Genomic DNA, 17,305 nt, shown 5'->3' with positions numbered 1-17,305 from the left:
ACACGGTGCAATTCCACGATTCGCTGATCACTCTTGTCGGCAACACCCCGCTGGTGAGGCTGCGCAACGTCACGGCAGGTATCCAGGCGACCGTCCTGGCCAAGGTCGAGTACTTCAACCCCGGCGGGTCGGTGAAGGACCGCATCGCCCTGCGCATGATCGAGGCGGCCGAGCAGAGCGGCGAGCTCAAGCCCGGCGGCACGATCATCGAGCCGACCAGCGGCAACACGGGCGTCGGCCTCGCGATCGTCGCCCAGCAGAAGGGCTACAAGTGCATCTTCGTCTGCCCGGACAAGGTGTCCACGGACAAGATCAACGTGCTGCGCGCGTACGGAGCCGAGGTCGTCGTCTGCCCCAGCGCGGTTGACCCGGAGCACCCGGACTCGTACTACAACGTCTCCGACCGCCTGGTCGCCGAGACGCCGGGCTCCTGGAAGCCGGACCAGTACTCCAACCCGAACAACCCGCGCTCGCACTACGAGACCACCGGTCCCGAGCTGTGGGAGCAGACGGAGGGGAAGATCACCCACTTCGTCGCGGGCGTCGGCACCGGCGGCACGATCACCGGCACCGGGCGCTACCTCAAGGAGATCAGCAACGGCGCCGTCAAGGTCATCGGCACCGACCCGGAGGGCTCGGTCTACTCCGGCGGCTCCGGCCGGCCGTACCTGGTCGAGGGCGTCGGCGAGGACTTCTGGCCCTCCGCCTACGACGCGAGCGTCACCGACGAGATCGTCGCGGTCTCCGACAAGGACACCTTCCAGATGACCCGCCGCCTCGCCAAGGAGGAGGGCCTCCTCGTCGGCGGCTCCTGCGGCATGGCGGTCGTCGGGGCCCTGGAGGTCGCCAGGCGGCTCGGCCCGGACGACGTCGTCGTGGTGCTGCTGCCCGACAGCGGCCGCGGCTACCTCAGCAAGATCTTCAACGACGAGTGGATGGCCGACTACGGCTTCCTGGAGGACACCAGCTCCTCCCCGCAGGTCAGCGCGGTGCTGAACTTCAAGGAGGGCCCGCTGCCCTCCCTCGTCCACATGCACCCGGACGAGACGGTCGGCGAGGCGATCGACGTCCTGCGCGAGTACGGCGTCTCCCAGATGCCGATCGTGAAGCCGGGCGCCGGACACCCCGACGTGATGGCCGCCGAGGTCATCGGCTCCGTCGTGGAGCGGCAGCTGCTGGACGCCCTGTTCACCCAGCGCGCCTCGCTCAGCGACCCGCTGGAGAAGCACATGTCGGCCCCGCTGCCTCAGGTCGGCTCGGGTGAGCCGGTCGAGGACCTGATGGCCGCGCTCAGCGGTGCCGATGGTGCCGACGCGGCGATCGTGCTGGTCGAGGGCAAGCCGAAGGGCGTCGTGAGCAGGCAGGACGTGCTGGCGTTCCTCGCGAAGGACGCCGGGGCCACGAAAGCCTGACCGGTCAGGGCCGGTCGGAGCCGACCGGGTCCGGGGCCGCGGTCAGGGCTTCGCGAAAACGGTACGAGCGCGTCACGTCCGCGCAGCACCCGCTTAACACGGCTCCGGCACATTGGTGGGTGTCGGCAGGGAAACCCGCCGGCACCCAGAACGGCGACACCGGACTACGGAGCGGCTCCCGGACCTCCACCGTCGCCCGGACGCGGCCATCCGGCCCTGACCCGGACCGCGTCCTTCGCGGGGACCGCCGTCGTCCCGCCCCCCGGGCCACCGGGGGTGCGGCGGCCCCCGCGACATACTTCGGCGCGCGGCCGGACCCTTCGTGGGTCCGGCCGCGCGGCCGTTCCCGACTGCCGGAGACGGCGGTCGGCCGTCCGAAACGAGGGGCAGCCGCTCGGAGACGACGGTCAGCCGTCCGAAACGAGGGGCAGCCGCTCGGAGACGACGGTCAGCCCTCCGGAGACTAGGGGCAGCGGTCCGGGAACGACGGTCAGCGGTCCGGAAACGACGGTCAGCGGTTCGGAGACGGCGGTCAGTCCTCCCGCCACTCCGAGGCCGGCGCCGGGGCACCGCGCTGCTCACGCTGCCGGAACAGGCCCCCGCCGCGCGCCGCGTGGACCGCGTTCACCCCGACGATCCCCAGCCAGGCCACCACCAGCCCTTCGATGCCCGCGTTGACCACCCCGATCGCGGAGAGCGGGACGGCCAGCACGAGCGAGACCACCCCGAACCCGAACCGCTCCCCGAACCCGGGCGGCGCCCCCGGGGCGGACGGCGGCCGTATGGACCGGGGGTCCCGGGCGGCCGTCATCTGCTGCTCGGCCAGATGGCGCCGGACCCGGCGGTCCAGGGTGGTGTCGAGGCGCTTCTCGACCTTCTCCAGGAACGAGTCGACGAGCGCGGACTCGTACTCCGGCCCCAGCTCGCCGCGCGCCCGGAGAGTGGCGGCCAGCTCCTTCTCGATCTCGTGGTCACGGGCTTCCATACCGGTTACGTTACGAGCGGCGGCGGACCGGAACACGGGGGCTAACCCCCGTATTTCCCCGCCGGGAGGCTCCCCGTCCACCCGCTGCATATGGACATGCAGGGGCCTTCCTGGCTGAATGGATCTGTCGGCGCCGACCGTGGCGCGACGGATCCGGCACGGCACAGCCCAGCAAGGGGACAGCATGAGTGGGAGCAGCCCCGCCGCGCGGTTGCAGCAGCTCTTCGAGGGGCACCGGCTCACGCCCACCCAGCGGCGCATCGCGCACTGCATGGTCCGCCGGGCGGCCGACGCGCCGTTCCTCTCCAGCGTCGAGCTGGCCGAGCTCGCCGGGGTCAGCCAGCCCTCCGTCACCCGCTTCGCCGTCGCCCTCGGCTTCGACGGCTACCCGGCGCTCCGCCGCCACCTGCGCGAGGTCGCACCCCCCGACGCGGAGCAGGAGGAGGCGGGGGAGACGTACAACGAGTACCAGCAGGCCGTCCGCGCCGAGATCGAGAACCTCCAGCACCTCTCGGAGCTCCTCGCCGACCCCGCACCCGTGGAGCGGGCGGGCCGCCTGCTGGCCACCTCCCGGCCGCTGCCCGTGCTGGGACTGCGGGCGGCCTCCTCGCAGGCGCGCGGGTTCGGCTACTTCGCCGCCAAGGTCCACCCCGACGTCCGGGTGCTGGACGAGGGCGGCTCCATGCTCCTGGACCGGATCGACTCCGCCCGCCGCGCCGGCGCCACCGCCCTGATGTGCTTCGCGCTGCCCCGCCACCCCAAGGAGTGCGTGGAGGCGCTGGCGTACGCCGGGGAGCAGGGGCTCACCGTCGTGACCGTCGCCGACTCCGCCTTCGCCCCGGTCGCCAAACACAGCGACCTGCTCCTCCCGGCCGCCATCGGCTCCGGGCTCTCCTTCGACACCGTCTGCGCGCCGATGCTGCTGGGCCGGGTGCTGCTGGAGGCGATGTGCGACGAACTGCCCGACGCCCAGGCACGGCTGGAGGAGTTCGACGTACGGGCGGCGGCGCGGGGCCTGTTCGTGGAGTGAGGGCCCGCGCCCGGCCTCCTGGGCGAGTGCCCGCGTCAGGCTTCTCCGGCGAGTCCCGGGCCTCGCTTCTTCTACGAGTGCCCCGGCCCGGCGATTTCCCGGATTCTCACGCACTCCTCATCTGTGACCGCTAATCTCCGCGACCGAACGACCGGAACGACCGGCACAGGGACCGGCGGGCGTGGAGCGAGAGGGGTACGGACGTGGGGCGCGGAGGACAGTCGCTGGCGAGAGTGGCCGTGATCGTACGGGCCGGGGCGGCCCCGCTGTGGTGGGCCGGGCTGGTGGCCGCCGTCGCGGGAGCGTTCGTACCGGGGCTGACCGGGCGTCGGATCGGGCTGCTGGCGGGGGCGGCGCTCTTCATCGTCGTCGCCGCCGTCGTGGCCCTGGCGCGCGGCGGGCGGTACGCGGAGCTGGCCCGGGGCGCCACCCGGGCGGGGCGCGGCGACTTCCTCCAGGACCGGGCCGTGACCGTACGGGTGTGGCGGCGCGGGCACCGGTGGTGGCTGCTGGGGGCGTTCGTGGTGGCGGTGGTGTCCTCGTTCGCGCTGCCGGGCGCCGGCGGGCTGGCCCTCGCGGGCGCGGGCGCCGGTCTCTGGGCCAAGGCGCTGCGGATCGGGCAGCGGGAGCGCCGGGACGACGTCCTGTACTGGGTGCGCACCGACTGGGCGGGGCGCGGCTCCCCGGTCGCCGAGCGGGTGCAGGGGCACCGGACGACGGGGCCGGTGGCGGGGGACGCCGCGCCGGGCGGGGCGCGGCGTCGCCGCCGGTGAGGGGTTCCGGAGAGGTCAGACCTCCAGCTCGGCCTCGATCTTCTTCAGCTGGTGGCGGGCCATCGCCAGGTTCGCGCGGCTCGCGTCCAGCACCAGGTAGAGGAAGAGGCCGTTGCTGCCCCGGGTCTTGAGCAGCCGGATCAGGTGGTACTGGCTGCCCAGGGTGATGAGGATGTCCTCGATCTCCTCCTTGAGGCCCAGGTGCTCCATGGTGCGGAGCTTGGCGCGGATCACATCGGTGTTGCCGGCGGCCGCGACCTCCAGGTTGAAGTCCTTGCCGCCGCCGAGCGTGCCCAGGGCCATCCCGCTCGTGTAGTCGACGAGGGCGACACCCGTGGTGCCCTCGATCGAGGTCATCGCTTCCTTCAGTGACGCTTCGGTGTTCGCCATGGAGGCTCGTTTCCTTTCCGTGGCCGGTCGTGGTGACCGGGTCCGTTTCTGTGTGCGTGGCATGGGGTTCCGCGTGATGGCGTGAGTCCCGGTGGTCTGGGGCGTACGGGTGGGGGGATGCGGTTACGTCGGGCGCTGCGGGAGCGTGCGGTTGGGGGCGCCGCGCGACGGTGCGGTGCGGGGCATGGGGGGCGTGCGCTCGGCTCGTTCCAGGGCGGTGTCGACGAGTTCGCCGATCCGGGCGCCCGCGCGGCGGCCCTCCAGATGGAGCCGGCCGACGTTGATGCGGTCCTCGGCCAGCAGGGTCAGGACGGCGGATGAGCCGGCGGCGTAGGTGGCGATGTAGCCGCTCTCACCGCGGACCAGGAGCTCCCGGAAGCCGCCGCGGCCGGTGGCCTCCGTCATCCGGATCGAGACGCCGAGCGCGGCGGCGGTGAGGGCGGCGACGCCCTCGGCCTCGATGCCGGGGGTGTCGTGGGCCAGGACCAGGCCGTCGGTGGAGGCGGCCAGCGCCCCGCCGAGGAGGGGGACCCGGGCCCGTAACCGCTGGAGCTCGTCGAGGACACCGCGCGTCTCGGCCTCGGGAACCATCAGCTGTCTCCTCCCGGCACGCTGTCTGAGCGCGCGTATCACAGGGCCTCCAATGCGTCTCGGAGCCGGCGCAGCAGGGCGATATCGGGGTCGGCCGTCACCTCGGGGAGCGTGATCCGGCCGGGTGCCGAGGCGGCGGGCAGCGGCTGCGCGCGGACCGCCTCCACCAGGCCGGCCGCGGCGAGCCGCCGCAGGTCGACCAGGATGTGGAACGCCGAACGGCCCAGTGCCTGGGCGATGTCGGAGGCCGTACGCACCCCGTCGGCCAGCTCCAGCACCGCGCGCTGACGGGCGGGTACGGGGCTGTCGCCGGTGTGCGCGGCCGTCCGCATCACGGGGGCGGCGTCGCAGGCGGCGTCGGGCCAGATCCGGTCCAGCAGCTCCCGTCTCCGCAGGGTCTCGCGCTGGACGGCGGCCACCGGGACCGGCCGCACCGGGCCGATCCAGTGGGACACCCCGTAACGGAAGCGGGCGGGCGTCCCGGTCGGGGCGAGGGCGAAGAACGCGGCGTCGTACAGCGCGCCCAGGTGGCACAACTCCAGTGCGCCGCCCGGCACATGGCCGCTGTCCACGAGGTAGCGGCCGACCCGCTGTCCGGCCCCGGCCTGCGCCACCGCGTCCCACCACCCCTCGTGCCGCAGGGTGCCGCCGGTGGTGAGGAGCACGTCGATCCCGGGGGTGGCGGGGCTCTCGGCGTGCACCACCTGGCCGTCGGCGAGGTAGAGCGTGCCGCGGTCGCGCATCAGGGCGCCGGTGGCCCGTTCGGCGGCGAGGCGCTGGAGCATCGGGGAGAGGACCGGGAGCCGGTCCGTCCCGGGGGCGCCGGGGTCGGCGGCTATCGCACTCATGCCAGCACCAGCCGCTCGGCCAGCTCGCCCAGACGTAACCGGGCCATCGCGAGGTTGCCCTCGGAGCGGCTCAGCCAGAGGTGGAGGAAGACGCTGCTGTCGAAAGCCGTCTCCACGAAGCGGAGCATGTGGTAACCGTCTTGTGTGGTGACGATGACGTCCTCCACGGAGGTGCTCGGCGCTTCCCCGGAGCGTTCGCTTCCGCCCCCTGAGGCCAGGTGGGCGAAGGCGGGCTGTTCGGCGGTCATCCGGGCGACCTCCGCCGTCTCGGCCGCCGTCGCCTCGTGGTCGCCGTTGGGGGACTCGCCGATGGTGCCGAGCGCGAGGCCGCTCGTCCAGTCGACCACCGAGGCGCCCCGGGCGCCGGGCAGCCTCATGACTTCGAGCAGGCACTCGTCGATTCCGGGCACGCGGATTCCCCTCCCGACGCGGCGTACGGCTGTGACCCTGAGGCTACGCAACGTGCTCACGGCAGGTGGAGGTTCTGGCATTTTCCTTTGGTACATGCGCCCCAGGGTGTAAAGGAGCGGCTGGAATGCGTTGGCCCGGACGCGAGGTGACGTTCCGTCAGGCCGCGTCGCCGCCGGACTTCTCCGCGGCCGTCATCACCGCCTTGTTCACCGCCCACAGCCCGATGCCGATCAGCAGCAGGACCCCGGCGCGTACGTAGACGTCGGCGCCCCGGTCGGCGAGCGGGCTCGCCAGGATCAGCGAGGTGATCGCACCGAGGACCGGCAGGGCGGTCGGCGTACGGAAGTGGTGGTGGTCCACCCGGTCCTTGCGCAGTACCAGTACGGCGATGTTGACCACGCCGAAGACGCAGAGCAGCAGGAAGGAGGTGGTGTCGCCGAGCCCCTCGATCTCGCCGGTGGAGACCAGGCCGATCGCCAGGACGGAGACGAAGACGATGCCGACCCAGGGGGTCCGCCGGCCCGCCAGCACCTTGCCCATCCCGGGCGGGAGGATGCGTTCGTTGGCCATGCCGTAGCAGAGCCGGGAGGCCATCATCAGGTTGATCAAGGCCGAGTTGGTGACCGCGAAGAGAGCGATCAGCGCGAAGAGTTTCGGCGGAAAATCGACGCCGCCCGCCTTCACCACTTCCAGCAGCGGACCGCTGGACTCCGCCAGGGTGCGGGAGTCGACCAGGAGCGAGGAGACCAGCGCGACCAGGATGTAGATGGTGCCGGTGACGGCCACGCCGATGAAGATGGCCCGGGGGAAGTTGCGGGCGGGGTCCTTGGTCTCCTCGGCCATGTTGACCGAGTCCTCGAAGCCGACGAAGGCGAAGAAGCCGAGCGCGGTGGCGCCGAGCACGCCGGTGAGCAGGGCGTATCCGGTCCCGCCGGTCTCGATCTGGGTCAGCCGGGAGGGCTCGCCCTCACCGCCCAGTACGGCGTACGCGCCGATCGCCAGGATCACCGCGAGGCCGCTGACCTCCACCAGGGTCAGCACGACGTTCGCCTTCACCGACTCGGAGACCCCGCGCAGGTTGATCGCGGCCAGCGCGAGGATGAAGAGGATCGCGATGAGCGTCGGCGGTACGGCGTCGGTGAATTCACCCAGGTAGTCGCCGCTGAACGCCCGGGCCGCCGCACTCGCCGAGGAGAGCCCCGAGCACATCACCATGAAGGCGATGACGAAGGTGAGGAAGGGGACCTTGAACGCCTTCTGGGTGTAGAGCGCGGCCCCGGCCGCCTTCGGGTACTTGCCGACGAGCTCCACGTACGAGGCCGCCGTCAGCATGGCCACGACGAACCCGATCGCGAACGGCAGCCAGAGCGCCCCGCCCACCTTGCCCGCCACATCGCCGGTGGTGGCGTAGATGCCGGTGCCGAGGATGTCGCCGACCACGAAGAGGATCAGCAGCTTGGGGCCGAGGGCCCGCTTGAGCGGCGGCGACGCCTCGGGGGCTGCGGGTGCGGGTGTGCCGGGCGTGCTCATCGGTGCCTCCGGTGCCCTTGGGTCGGGGATGGAACACCTCTTCCCGGGCGCGGCGCGAACCGCACCTGTTGACTACGACTATTCAGCGCCTCAGGATGTGAATAGTTATTCACCGTCGCGAGGAGGCACCGCCATGTCAGGACCCCGCCCCGTACGAGCGCCGCGCGGCAGCGCCCTCAGCACCCTGGGATGGCAGCAGGAAGCCGCCCTGCGCATGCTCCAGAACAACCTGGACCCCGAGGTCGCCGAACACCCCGACAAGCTCGTCGTCTACGGCGGCACGGGCAAGGCGGCCCGCGACTGGCGCTCGTTCGACGCGATGGTCCGGACCCTCCGGACGCTCAAGCAGGACGAGACGATGCTCGTCCAGTCGGGGCGGCCGGTCGGTGTCATGCAGACCCACGAGTGGGCGCCGCGCGTGCTCATCGCCAACTCCAACCTGGTCGGCGACTGGGCGAACTGGGAGGAGTTCCGCCGCCTGGAGGCGCTCGGCCTCACCATGTACGGCCAGATGACCGCCGGGTCCTGGATCTACATCGGCACCCAGGGCATCCTCCAGGGCACCTACGAGACCTTCGCCGCCGTCGCCGCCAAGCAGTTCGGCGGGTCCCTGGCGGGGACGATCACTCTGACCGCCGGGCTCGGCGGCATGGGCGGCGCCCAGCCGCTCGCCGTCACCATGAACGACGGCGTCGCCATCTGTATCGACTGCGACCCGCGCGCCATCGAACGCCGCATCGAACACCGCTTCCTGGACGTCAGGGCGGACAACCTGGAGCACGCCCTCCAGCTCGCCGTCGAGGCCCGCGACACCCGCCGCCCCCTCTCCATCGGCCTCCTCGGCAACGCGGCCGAGCTGCTGCCCCGGATGCTCGCCGAGGGCGCGCCGGTCGACATCGTCACGGACCAGACCAGCGCCCACGACCCGCTGGCCTACCTCCCGGTCGGCGTCGACTTCGACGACATGGCCACCCTCGCCGCCGAGAAGCCCGCCGACTTCACCCAGCGCGCCCGCGAGTCCATGGCCCGCCATGTCGAGGCCATGGTCGGCTTCATGGACGCCGGGGCCGAGGTCTTCGACTACGGCAACTCCATCCGCGGCGAGGCCCAGCTCGCCGGGTACGACCGCGCCTTCGACTTCCCCGGCTTCGTCCCCGCCTACATCCGCCCCCTCTTCTGCGAGGGCAAGGGCCCCTTCCGCTGGGCCGCCCTCTCCGGCGAGGCGTCCGACATCCACAAGACCGACAAGGCGATGCTGGAGCTCTTCCCGGAGAACGAGTCGCTGCACCGCTGGATCAAGATGGCCGGCGAACGCGTCCACTTCCAGGGCCTGCCCGCCCGCATCTGCTGGCTCGGCTACGGCGAGCGCGACAAGGCCGGCGAGCGCTTCAACGACATGGTCGCCAGCGGTGAACTGGCCGCCCCGCTGGCCATCGGCCGCGACCACCTGGACTGCGGCTCGGTCGCCTCCCCGTACCGCGAGACCGAGGCCATGCTGGACGGCTCCGACGCCATCGCCGACTGGCCGCTCCTGAACGCCATGGTCAACGTCGCCTCCGGCGCCTCCTGGGTCTCCCTCCACCACGGCGGCGGCGTCGGCATGGGCCGCTCCATCCACGCGGGCCAGGTCACCGTCGCGGACGGCACCGAGCTCGCGGGCGAGAAGATCCGCCGCGTCCTGACGAACGACCCCGGCATGGGCGTCATCCGCCACGTCGACGCGGGCTACGACATCGCGGAGTCGGTCGCCGAGGACAAGGGCGTACGCGTCCCGATGACGGAGGCCAACTGATGCCCACGGGCACCACACCGAACGGCGGGACGGGCACGCCGGGGGGCCTGCCCGGGGCCCCGGCAGGCGGCACGTCCGGTGCCGGGGGTGCGTCAGGCGGTTCGCCGGAGGACACGTCCGGCGCCGGGGTCGCGTCCAGGGCACCGGCAGGCGGCACGTCCGGCGCCGGGGGTGCGCCAGGGGGTACGCCGGAGGACACGTCCGGCGCCGGGACCCCGGCAGGCGGCACGTCCCGGGCCCGGGGTACGGCAGAGGGCGCGGCGGCGGGCCCGCCCCGAGGCGCCGCCGCGCTCTCCGGGGGCCCCGCGCCCTCCGGCGGCCCCGCGCCCCAGTGGCGTACAGGCGACTCCTTCCTCTCCATGTGGCGCGAGCTGGCACCCGTCGGGCGCCACCCCGACAGCGGCGGCTACCGGCGTTACGCCTGGTCGGCGGCGGACCTGGAGTGCCGGGCCTGGTTCCGGGCGCAGGCCGAGGCGCGCGGGCTCGCCTATGAGGCCGACCGCAACGGCAACCAGTGGGCCTGGCTCGGCGACCCCCTGGCCGGCGACGCCGTCGTCACCGGCTCGCACCTGGACTCCGTACCGGACGGCGGCGCCTTCGACGGGCCGCTGGGTGTGGTCTCCTCCTTCGCCGCACTCGACGAACTCCACAGCAGAGGAGCGGAGTTCACCCGCCCCCTCGCCATCACCAACTTCGGTGACGAGGAGGGCGCCCGCTTCGGTCTCGCCTGCGTCGGGTCCCGGCTCGCCGCCGGACAGCTCACCGTCGCCGACGCCCACCGCCTGAGGGACGCGGACGGGATCGCCCTGCCCGCCGCCATGGAGAGCGCCGGATACGACCCCGAGGCCATCGGCCCGGACCCCGAACGGCTCGCCCGGATCGGTGCGTTCGTCGAACTCCATGTGGAGCAGGGCCGCGCCCTCGACCTGACCGGCGACCCCGTCGGCATCGCCTCCGCCATCTGGCCGCACGGCCGCTGGCGGTTCGACTTCCGGGGCGAGGCCAACCACGCGGGCACCACCCGCCTGGCCGACCGCCGCGACCCGATGCTCACGTACGCCGAGACCGTGCTCGCCGCCCGCCGCGAGGCCGAACTCACCGGCGCCCTCGCCACCTTCGGCAAGATCGCCGTCGAACCCAACGGCGTCAACGCCATCCCCTCCCTCGTCCGTGGCTGGCTGGACTCCCGCGCCGCCGACCAGGCCACCCTGGACGCCGTCGTCACCGGGATCGAGGCCGCTGCCCGCGAGTACGCCGAGCGGGCCGGGATCGACCTCGGCGTCGTACGCGAATCGTTCACGCCCGTGGTCGAGTTCGAGCACGCCCTGCGCGACGAGCTCGCCAAGATCCTGGAGGGGACCGGCGACACGGGGCGCGCGGTCCCCGTCCTGGGCACCGGCGCGGGCCACGATGCGGGTATTTTGTCCGCTTCGGTGCCCACCGCCATGCTCTTCGTACGGAACCCCACCGGAATCTCGCACTCTCCGGCCGAGCACGCCGCCGAGGACGACTGCACGGCCGGGGTGCGGGCACTCGCCGACGTACTGGAAGGTCTCGCGTGCAGCTGACGAACCGGACCGCTGAGACGGCACGGACGGCGGGCGGGCCCGTCACCGCGACGTACTGGATGGACCACGCCTGGCTCGGGACCCATGTGGAGCCCGACGTCACGGTGGAGGTCGCCGACGGCCGGATCGCCGGGGTCAGGACCGGCGTCCGGACGCCCCCGCCCGGCGCCACCGTGCTGCGCGGCCTGACCCTCCCGGGCCTGGCCAACGCCCACTCCCACGCCTTCCACCGGGCCCTGCGCGCCACCGTCCAGGTGGGCTCCGGCACCTTCTGGACCTGGCGCGAGCTGATGTACCAGGTGGCGTCCCGGCTCACCCCGGACACCTACTTCGACCTGGCCCGCGCCACGTACGCGGAGATGGCCCTGGCCGGCATCACCTCCGTCGGCGAATTCCACTATCTGCACCACGCGCCCGGCGGCACGCCCTACGCCAACCCCAACGCCATGGGCGAGGCGCTGATCGCGGCGGCGGCCGAGGCGGGCATCCGGATCACCCTGCTGGACACCGCCTACCTGGCCGCCGGCTTCGGCGAGAAGCCCAACCGGCACCAGCTGCGCTTCTCCGACACCACCGCCGACGCCTGGGCCGAGCGCGCCTCCCTCCTCAAGGGCGACGACCACACCCTGATCGGCGCGGCCATCCACTCCGTCCGCGCGGTCCCGGCCGACCAGCTGGCCACCGTCGCCGCGTGGGCCGAGGAGCGGGGCGCCCCGCTCCATGTCCACCTCTCCGAGCAGACGGCGGAGAACGACGCCTGCCGGGCCGCCCACGGCCGCACCCCCACCCGGCTCCTGGCCGACCACGGGGTCCTCGGCCCGCGCACCACCGGCATCCACAACACGCATCTGACGGAGGAGGACATCGCGCTGCTCGGCTCCTCCACCACCGGCACCTGCATGTGCCCCACGACGGAGCGCGACCTCGCCGACGGCATCGGCCCGGCCGCGGCCCTCCAAAAGGCCGGCTCGCCGCTCTCGCTGGGCAGCGACAGCCACGCCGTCATCGACCTCTTCGAGGAGGCGCGGGCGATGGAGCTCAACGAGCGGCTGCGCACCCACATCCGGGGCCACTGGACGGCCGCCGCCCTGCTGAGGGCCGCCTCCGCCGACGGGCACGCCGCACTCGGCCGCCCCGACGCGGGCGTCCTGGAACCGGGCGCCCCCGCCGACCTGACGACCGTCGCCCTGGACTCCGTCAGAACAGCGGGACCGGTGCCCCGGCTGGCAGCGGAGACCGCCGTATTCGCCGCCTCCGCCGCTGATGTGCGGCACACGGTCGTGGCAGGGCGTCACATCGTCCGCGACGGCCGTCACGCACTGATCGAGGACGTGCCCGGAGCGCTCGCGGCAGCCGTGGCCTCCCTGCACCACTGACCCTGTCCCCAACAGCGGGCCCGGACCTCCCGGCACGCAAGGAGAACACTCTCCAGATGACGACCACCGCCGTCACCCACATCGCCAGCCTGGTCACCAATGACCCCTCCCTCGGCAACGGGACCCCCCTGGGCCTGATCCAGGACGCGGCCGTCGTCATCGAGGGCGACCGCATCGTCTGGACCGGTGAATCAAGCAAAGCACCCGCCACTGACAACGTCCTCGACGCGGCGGGCCGGGCCATGATCCCCGGCTTCGTCGACTCCCACTCCCACCTCGTCTTCGCGGGCGACCGCACCCAGGAGTTCAACGCCCGGATGTCCGGGCAGCCCTACACCGCCGGTGGCATCCGCACCACGGTCGCCGCCACCCGCCAGGCCTCCGACGAGCAGCTCTCCGACAACGTCGCCCGCTACCTCGCCGAGGCCCTGCGCCAGGGCACCACCACCCTGGAGACCAAGTCCGGCTACGGCCTCACCGTCGAGGACGAGGCCCGCGCCCTGCGCATCGCCTCCCGCCACACCGACGAGGTCACCTACCTCGGCGCCCATGTCGTCTCCCCGGACTACGCCGACGACCCGGCCGGTTACGTCGACCTGGTCACCGGCCCGATGCTGGACGCCTGCGCCCCGCACGCCCGCTGGATCGACGTCTTCTGCGAGCGCGGCGCCTTCGACGGCGACCAGGCCCGCGCCATCCTCACGGCGGGCCGCGCCAAGGGGCTGCACCCCCGCATCCACGCCAACCAGCTGACGTACGGCCCCGGCGTCCAGCTCGCCGTCGAACTCGACGCCGCCTCCGCCGACCACTGCACCCACCTCACCGACGCGGACGTGGACGCGCTGGGCCAGGGCGACACGGTGGCGACGCTGCTCCCGGGCGCCGAGTTCTCCACCCGCGCCACCTGGCCCGACGCCCGCCGCCTGCTGGACGCGGGGGCCACGGTCGCGCTCTCCACGGACTGCAACCCCGGCTCGTCGTTCACCTCGTCCATGCCGTTCTGCGTCGCCCTGGCCGTACGCGACATGGGCATGACCCCCGACGAGGCCCTCTGGTCCGCCACAGCGGGCGGCGCCGCGGCCCTGCGCCGCACGGACGTCGGCCGCATCGCGCCCGGCGCACGCGCCGACCTGGTCCTCCTGGACGCCCCGAGCCACGTCCACCTCGCCTACCGCCCGGGCGTCCCGCTGGTCAGCGCGGTGTGGCGGGGCGGGGAGCGGGTGGAGTAGCCGCCGGGCGCCCGCCCGGCACGCGGAAGGACCCGCCCCGCATACGTGGACACGTACGACGGGAACGGGTCCTTCCGCGTGCTCGCAAGCGGCCGGGCGGGCCTACTCGTCCAGCGTCAGCCCCTTGCGGAGCTTGACCAGCGTCCGGGAGAGCAGCCGGGACACGTGCATCTGCGAGATGCCCAGCTCCTCCCCGATCTCCGACTGCGTCATGTTGCTGACGAAGCGGAGCGAGAGGATCATGCGGTCGCGCGAGGGCAGTGCGGCGATCAGCGGCTTCAGGGACTCGACGTACTCGATGCCTTCGAGCCCGTGGTCCTCGTAGCCGATGCGGTCCGCGAGGGCGCCCTCGCTGTCGTCCTCCTCGGGCTTGGCGTCCAGCGAGCTCGCGGTGTAGGCGTTGCTCGCGGACATGCCCTCGACGACCTCGTCCGGCGTGATGCCCAGGCGCTCGGACAGCTCCGCCACGGTGGGCGCGCGGTCCAGCTGCTGGGAGAGCTCGTCCCCCGCCTTGGCCAGGTCGAGGCGGAGCTCCTGGAGCCGGCGCGGGACGCGCACGGACCAGCTGGTGTCGCGGAAGAACCTCTTGACCTCGCCGACGATGGTCGGCATCGCGAACGTCGGGAACTCCACACCGCGGCTCAGCTCGAACCGGTCGATCGCCTTGATCAGGCCGATGGTGCCGACCTGGACGATGTCCTCCATGGGCTCACTGCGCGAGCGGAACCGGGAGGCGGCGAACTTGACGAGCGCGAGGTTGAGCTCGACGAGGGTGTTGCGGACGTACGCGTACTCGTGCGTGCCCTCTTCGAGGGATTCGAGGCGCTCGAAGAGCGTCTTCGACAGGGCCCTGGCGTCCAGAGCCCCTACTTCGGCGAAGGGCGGGATCTCGGGAAGTCCTTCGAGCCCCGTCAAGAGCCCCGTGAAGCCCTCAAGCCCCTCGCCGGAAGAGTCAGGGGTGGTGCTGGTGGTGCTGGTGCGCGGGCCGGGAACGGCGCTCGCGGCGGGGGAGTCGGAATTGGTCGGTCCCTGAGGACATGCCGACGACGCGTTGGGGGTACGCGCTTCGTCGAGCCGGGGTGACATGGTTCTCCTCCATCGTTCTCGGCATATGGCTGCCGATGCCCATACGTGTTCCTGCGGTGAAGCGGCGCCTCCAAAGCCGGTCGTGTTTTAGGTGTCCCTCTACCCTTACCCGGTTCCGGCCAGCAGTTACAAGCGCCAATTCACCGCATATGTCCGGTTTGTTGAGGTCTTCGACTACCGCGTGGCCTACGAAACGCGTACTGTTTTACGCACGTCGGCGGCAGCTCTGCATACAGCCGCACAGGCAGTGACGCGCACAGTGACGGACGGCGAAGAGGTACATGGGCATGGACCGCGGGACGGTCGGCAGTGCGAACCGGGGTCGGCTTCAGGTCGAGGCCCGGACCGAGGGGCGCAGCGAGGTCGTGACTCCGGTGGGTGAACTCGATCACCACACCGCCGATCTGCTGCGGGAGCCCCTGGAGAGCGCGGTCGAGCAAGGGCGGTCACGCCTGGTGGTCGACTGCTCACGTCTTGACTTCTGCGACTCCACCGGGCTGAACGTGCTGCTCGGTGCCCGCCTCAAGGCGGAGGCGGTCGGAGGAGGGGTCCATCTGGCCGGAATGCAACCGGTCGTGGCGAGAGTGTTCGAGATCACCGGCGCCGAGGCGGTCTTCACCGTCCACGCCACGCTCGAGGACGCTCTACGGACCTAGATCCGGTACGGTGCGCTCGCGCGTCGCCCGGGATGACGGCCGTGTTACGCGATCGGCAGCCCGAAGTGGGTGTCGTAAGGGTGCGGCCGGGCAGGAGACCCCCGTCGGCATCACAAAGATCCGGCACACTCGGTAACTGATCATTTCTGTTCAATCGCGACATGGCGAACATGACGACATGGCGAATCGGTGAGGTGAAGCGCTGATGAGCACCACCCGGCAGCATCCGCCGGGCGACCTCGGCCGCGAGCCGGAAGGAGCGGGCGCAGACTCGTCCGTTCCGGCCGAGCGGCAGTGGCGCACGCTCTCACTCGGGCAGGCCAGCGGCATCGTCCCGATGGCCCGTGATTTCGCCCGGCAGGCCCTGCACGACTGGGGCTGGCTCCCGGCGTCCAGTGCGGACCGCCGGGCCGCGGCCGAGGACGTCCTGCTGGTCGTCTCCGAGCTCGTGACCAATGCCTGCCTCCACGCGGAGGGCCCCGAGGAGCTCCGGATCGGCCGCACGCCCAAGGCGCTGCGCGTCGAGGTCGTCGACCGGGGGACCGGCCAGCCCGCCCCCCGTACGCCGCACCGCGCCGGCCGCCCCGGCGGACACGGCATGTTCATCGTGCAGCGCCTCTGCCTGGACTGGGGCGTGCAGCGTACGCCGGAGGCGCCGGGCAAGACCGTCTGGGCGGAGCTCGCCGCCCCCGCGTGACCGGCCGGGCCAGGAACGTATCCCTCACGTCGAAGAGCGCGCCGGATCCGGCGCGCTCTTTGTCTTCCCTCCATCAGGCCCCGGGCGTACCTTGAGCGCCCAATCTGATGTGTCGTCAGTAACTCGCGCCCGTACGGATCGTGGCGCGCGGCGACGTCCGGCATGAGGGGAACACGAGGTGTCGAACCAGAAGCGGACAGCTCTCGCGCTGACGGCCGCGCTGACGACCGGCCTTGCGGGCTCGGTGGTGCTGATGGCCGCACCCGCCGCCCACGCCGAGGTCGTGGACGTCAACTACCAGTGTGAGACGCCGATCGGGCCCAAGGCCGCCGTCTCGCCCATCGATATCAAGAGCGTCAGGAGCGGCAACGGCCACAAGCTCACCATGTCCTTCCAGAAGGGCGTCTCCTCCAGCCCGGTGGAGCTGGGCAAGGGAGCCATGAACCCGAGCGCCGTGATCGAGGTGGGCGGTGCGGAGACGGGGAAGGTCCAGGTCTCGGGCCCGGCGAACGCCGAGGCGATTCCGGCCAACACTCCTATCAAGATCAGTGACTTGTCGGGGACGTACACCCCGAAGAAGAGCGGCAAGGTCACCTTCACCGCCGGGGTGCTCACCATCAAGGCGCTCGGTACGACCACGACCTGTACGCCGAAGAACAGCCCCGGCCCCTCCCTGGAACTCGACGTCGAAGGCACCGCAGGCAATGGGGGGTCCGGGGGGTCCGGAGGCTCCACGGGCGGTTCGACGGGCGGCGGCTCCACCGGAGGCAGCGCCTCGGGCGGCGGTGAGCTGCCGAAGACCGGCCCCCTCGACTCGGCGGCCGCGCTCGGCACCCTCGGCGGGACCGTGCTGCTGACCGGGGCGGCCGGAGTGCTCTGGCTGACCCGGCGAGGACAGCGCCCCACAGGCTGAACGCCGGAACCGTCAGCG

The 17,305-nt window shown here is 72.1% G+C and carries 17 protein-coding genes; 10 read left to right on the top strand and 7 right to left on the bottom strand.

Going from position 1 to position 17,305, the window contains the following annotated elements; genetic code table 11:
- The first annotated feature begins 5 nt into the window (after window positions 1-5).
- Window positions 6-1,412 carry a cystathionine beta-synthase gene (locus GTY67_RS12070; protein WP_161278647.1) on the top strand — a complete coding sequence of 469 codons (1,407 nt, stop codon included), beginning with the start codon at window positions 6-8 and terminating at the stop codon, window positions 1,410-1,412.
- A gap of 532 nt (window positions 1,413-1,944) precedes the next feature.
- Here the strand turns inward: GTY67_RS12070 and GTY67_RS12065 are convergent.
- Window positions 1,945-2,397 carry a hypothetical protein gene (locus GTY67_RS12065; RefSeq protein WP_161278646.1) on the bottom strand — a complete coding sequence of 151 codons (453 nt, stop codon included), beginning with the start codon at window positions 2,395-2,397 and terminating at the stop codon, window positions 1,945-1,947.
- A 184-nt stretch (window positions 2,398-2,581) separates the two neighbouring features.
- On the opposite strand from GTY67_RS12065, the gene GTY67_RS12060 reads away from it, so the two are divergent.
- Together GTY67_RS12060 and GTY67_RS12055 are read left to right on the top strand one after the other, a co-directional pair.
- Window positions 2,582-3,427 carry a MurR/RpiR family transcriptional regulator gene (locus tag GTY67_RS12060; RefSeq protein ID WP_161278645.1) on the top strand — a complete coding sequence of 282 codons (846 nt, stop codon included), beginning with the start codon at window positions 2,582-2,584 and terminating at the stop codon, window positions 3,425-3,427.
- Window positions 3,428-3,660: 233 nt separating this feature from the next.
- Window positions 3,661-4,200 carry a hypothetical protein gene (locus GTY67_RS12055; RefSeq protein ID WP_161280050.1) on the top strand — a complete coding sequence of 180 codons (540 nt, stop codon included), beginning with the start codon at window positions 3,661-3,663 and terminating at the stop codon, window positions 4,198-4,200.
- 15 nt (window positions 4,201-4,215) lie between these two features.
- On the opposite strand, the gene GTY67_RS12050 is transcribed toward GTY67_RS12055, so the two are convergent.
- The 5 genes from GTY67_RS12050 to GTY67_RS12030 form a co-directional block, all read right to left on the bottom strand.
- A complete protein-coding gene (locus GTY67_RS12050) occupies window positions 4,216-4,590 on the bottom strand; it encodes a hypothetical protein (protein ID WP_093691141.1) in 375 nt (124 codons plus the stop codon).
- A gap of 123 nt (window positions 4,591-4,713) precedes the next feature.
- Window positions 4,714-5,181: a roadblock/LC7 domain-containing protein gene (locus tag GTY67_RS12045; RefSeq protein WP_109165332.1), complete on the bottom strand. Its 468-nt coding sequence runs from the start codon at window positions 5,179-5,181 to the stop codon at window positions 4,714-4,716.
- 38 nt (window positions 5,182-5,219) lie between these two features.
- Complete coding sequence (locus GTY67_RS12040) at window positions 5,220-6,029, bottom strand: helix-turn-helix domain-containing protein (RefSeq protein WP_161278644.1); 810 nt, start codon at window positions 6,027-6,029, stop codon at window positions 5,220-5,222.
- A complete protein-coding gene (locus tag GTY67_RS12035) occupies window positions 6,026-6,439 on the bottom strand; it encodes a hypothetical protein (protein ID WP_161278643.1) in 414 nt (137 codons plus the stop codon). The genes GTY67_RS12040 and GTY67_RS12035 overlap by 4 nt, the downstream gene beginning before the upstream one ends.
- 157 nt (window positions 6,440-6,596) lie before the next feature.
- Complete coding sequence (locus GTY67_RS12030) at window positions 6,597-7,970, bottom strand: APC family permease (RefSeq protein ID WP_093691133.1); 1,374 nt, start codon at window positions 7,968-7,970, stop codon at window positions 6,597-6,599.
- Window positions 7,971-8,103: 133 nt separating this feature from the next.
- On the opposite strand from GTY67_RS12030, the gene hutU reads away from it, so the two are divergent.
- The 4 genes from hutU to hutI all read left to right on the top strand — a co-directional run bounded on the left by hutU (window position 8,104) and on the right by hutI (window position 13,935).
- Window positions 8,104-9,762: a urocanate hydratase gene (gene hutU / locus GTY67_RS12025; protein ID WP_161278642.1), complete on the top strand. Its 1,659-nt coding sequence runs from the start codon at window positions 8,104-8,106 to the stop codon at window positions 9,760-9,762.
- Window positions 9,763-10,121: 359 nt separating this feature from the next.
- On the top strand, window positions 10,122-11,330 hold the full coding sequence (locus GTY67_RS12020; protein WP_161280049.1) for an allantoate amidohydrolase: 1,209 nt from the start codon (window positions 10,122-10,124) through the stop codon (window positions 11,328-11,330).
- Window positions 11,321-12,706, top strand: a complete 1,386-nt coding sequence (locus GTY67_RS12015; RefSeq protein WP_343238663.1) for a formimidoylglutamate deiminase — start codon at window positions 11,321-11,323, stop codon at window positions 12,704-12,706. The genes GTY67_RS12020 and GTY67_RS12015 overlap by 10 nt, the downstream gene beginning before the upstream one ends.
- Before the next feature lie 56 nt (window positions 12,707-12,762).
- Entirely contained in the window at window positions 12,763-13,935 is a 1,173-nt protein-coding gene (hutI, locus tag GTY67_RS12010) for an imidazolonepropionase (RefSeq protein ID WP_093692681.1), read from the top strand.
- A gap of 102 nt (window positions 13,936-14,037) precedes the next feature.
- Here hutI and GTY67_RS12005 read toward each other — a convergent pair whose 3' ends face one another.
- The gene (locus GTY67_RS12005; RefSeq protein ID WP_161278641.1) at window positions 14,038-15,021 is read right to left on the bottom strand and encodes an RNA polymerase sigma factor SigF; all 984 of its coding nucleotides are present in this window, start codon (window positions 15,019-15,021) and stop codon (window positions 14,038-14,040) included.
- A gap of 287 nt (window positions 15,022-15,308) precedes the next feature.
- On the opposite strand from GTY67_RS12005, the gene GTY67_RS12000 reads away from it, so the two are divergent.
- The 3 genes from GTY67_RS12000 (at window position 15,309) to GTY67_RS11990 (ending at window position 17,287) form a co-directional block, all read left to right on the top strand.
- Complete coding sequence (locus GTY67_RS12000; protein ID WP_093692686.1) at window positions 15,309-15,677, top strand: STAS domain-containing protein; 369 nt, start codon at window positions 15,309-15,311, stop codon at window positions 15,675-15,677.
- 205 nt (window positions 15,678-15,882) lie between these two features.
- The gene (locus GTY67_RS11995) at window positions 15,883-16,374 is read left to right on the top strand and encodes an ATP-binding protein (RefSeq protein ID WP_093692679.1); all 492 of its coding nucleotides are present in this window, start codon (window positions 15,883-15,885) and stop codon (window positions 16,372-16,374) included.
- Window positions 16,375-16,552: 178 nt separating this feature from the next.
- A complete protein-coding gene (locus GTY67_RS11990) occupies window positions 16,553-17,287 on the top strand; it encodes a peptidase (RefSeq protein ID WP_161278640.1) in 735 nt (244 codons plus the stop codon).
- Window positions 17,288-17,305: the final 18 nt, after the last annotated feature.

The sequence above is a fragment of the Streptomyces sp. SID8374 genome (assembly GCF_009865135.1).
Classification (GTDB): Bacteria; Actinomycetota; Actinomycetes; order Streptomycetales; family Streptomycetaceae; genus Streptomyces.
The sequence above is the reverse complement of the archived record's forward strand: the minus strand, read 5'-3'. Positions and strand labels throughout refer to the sequence as shown.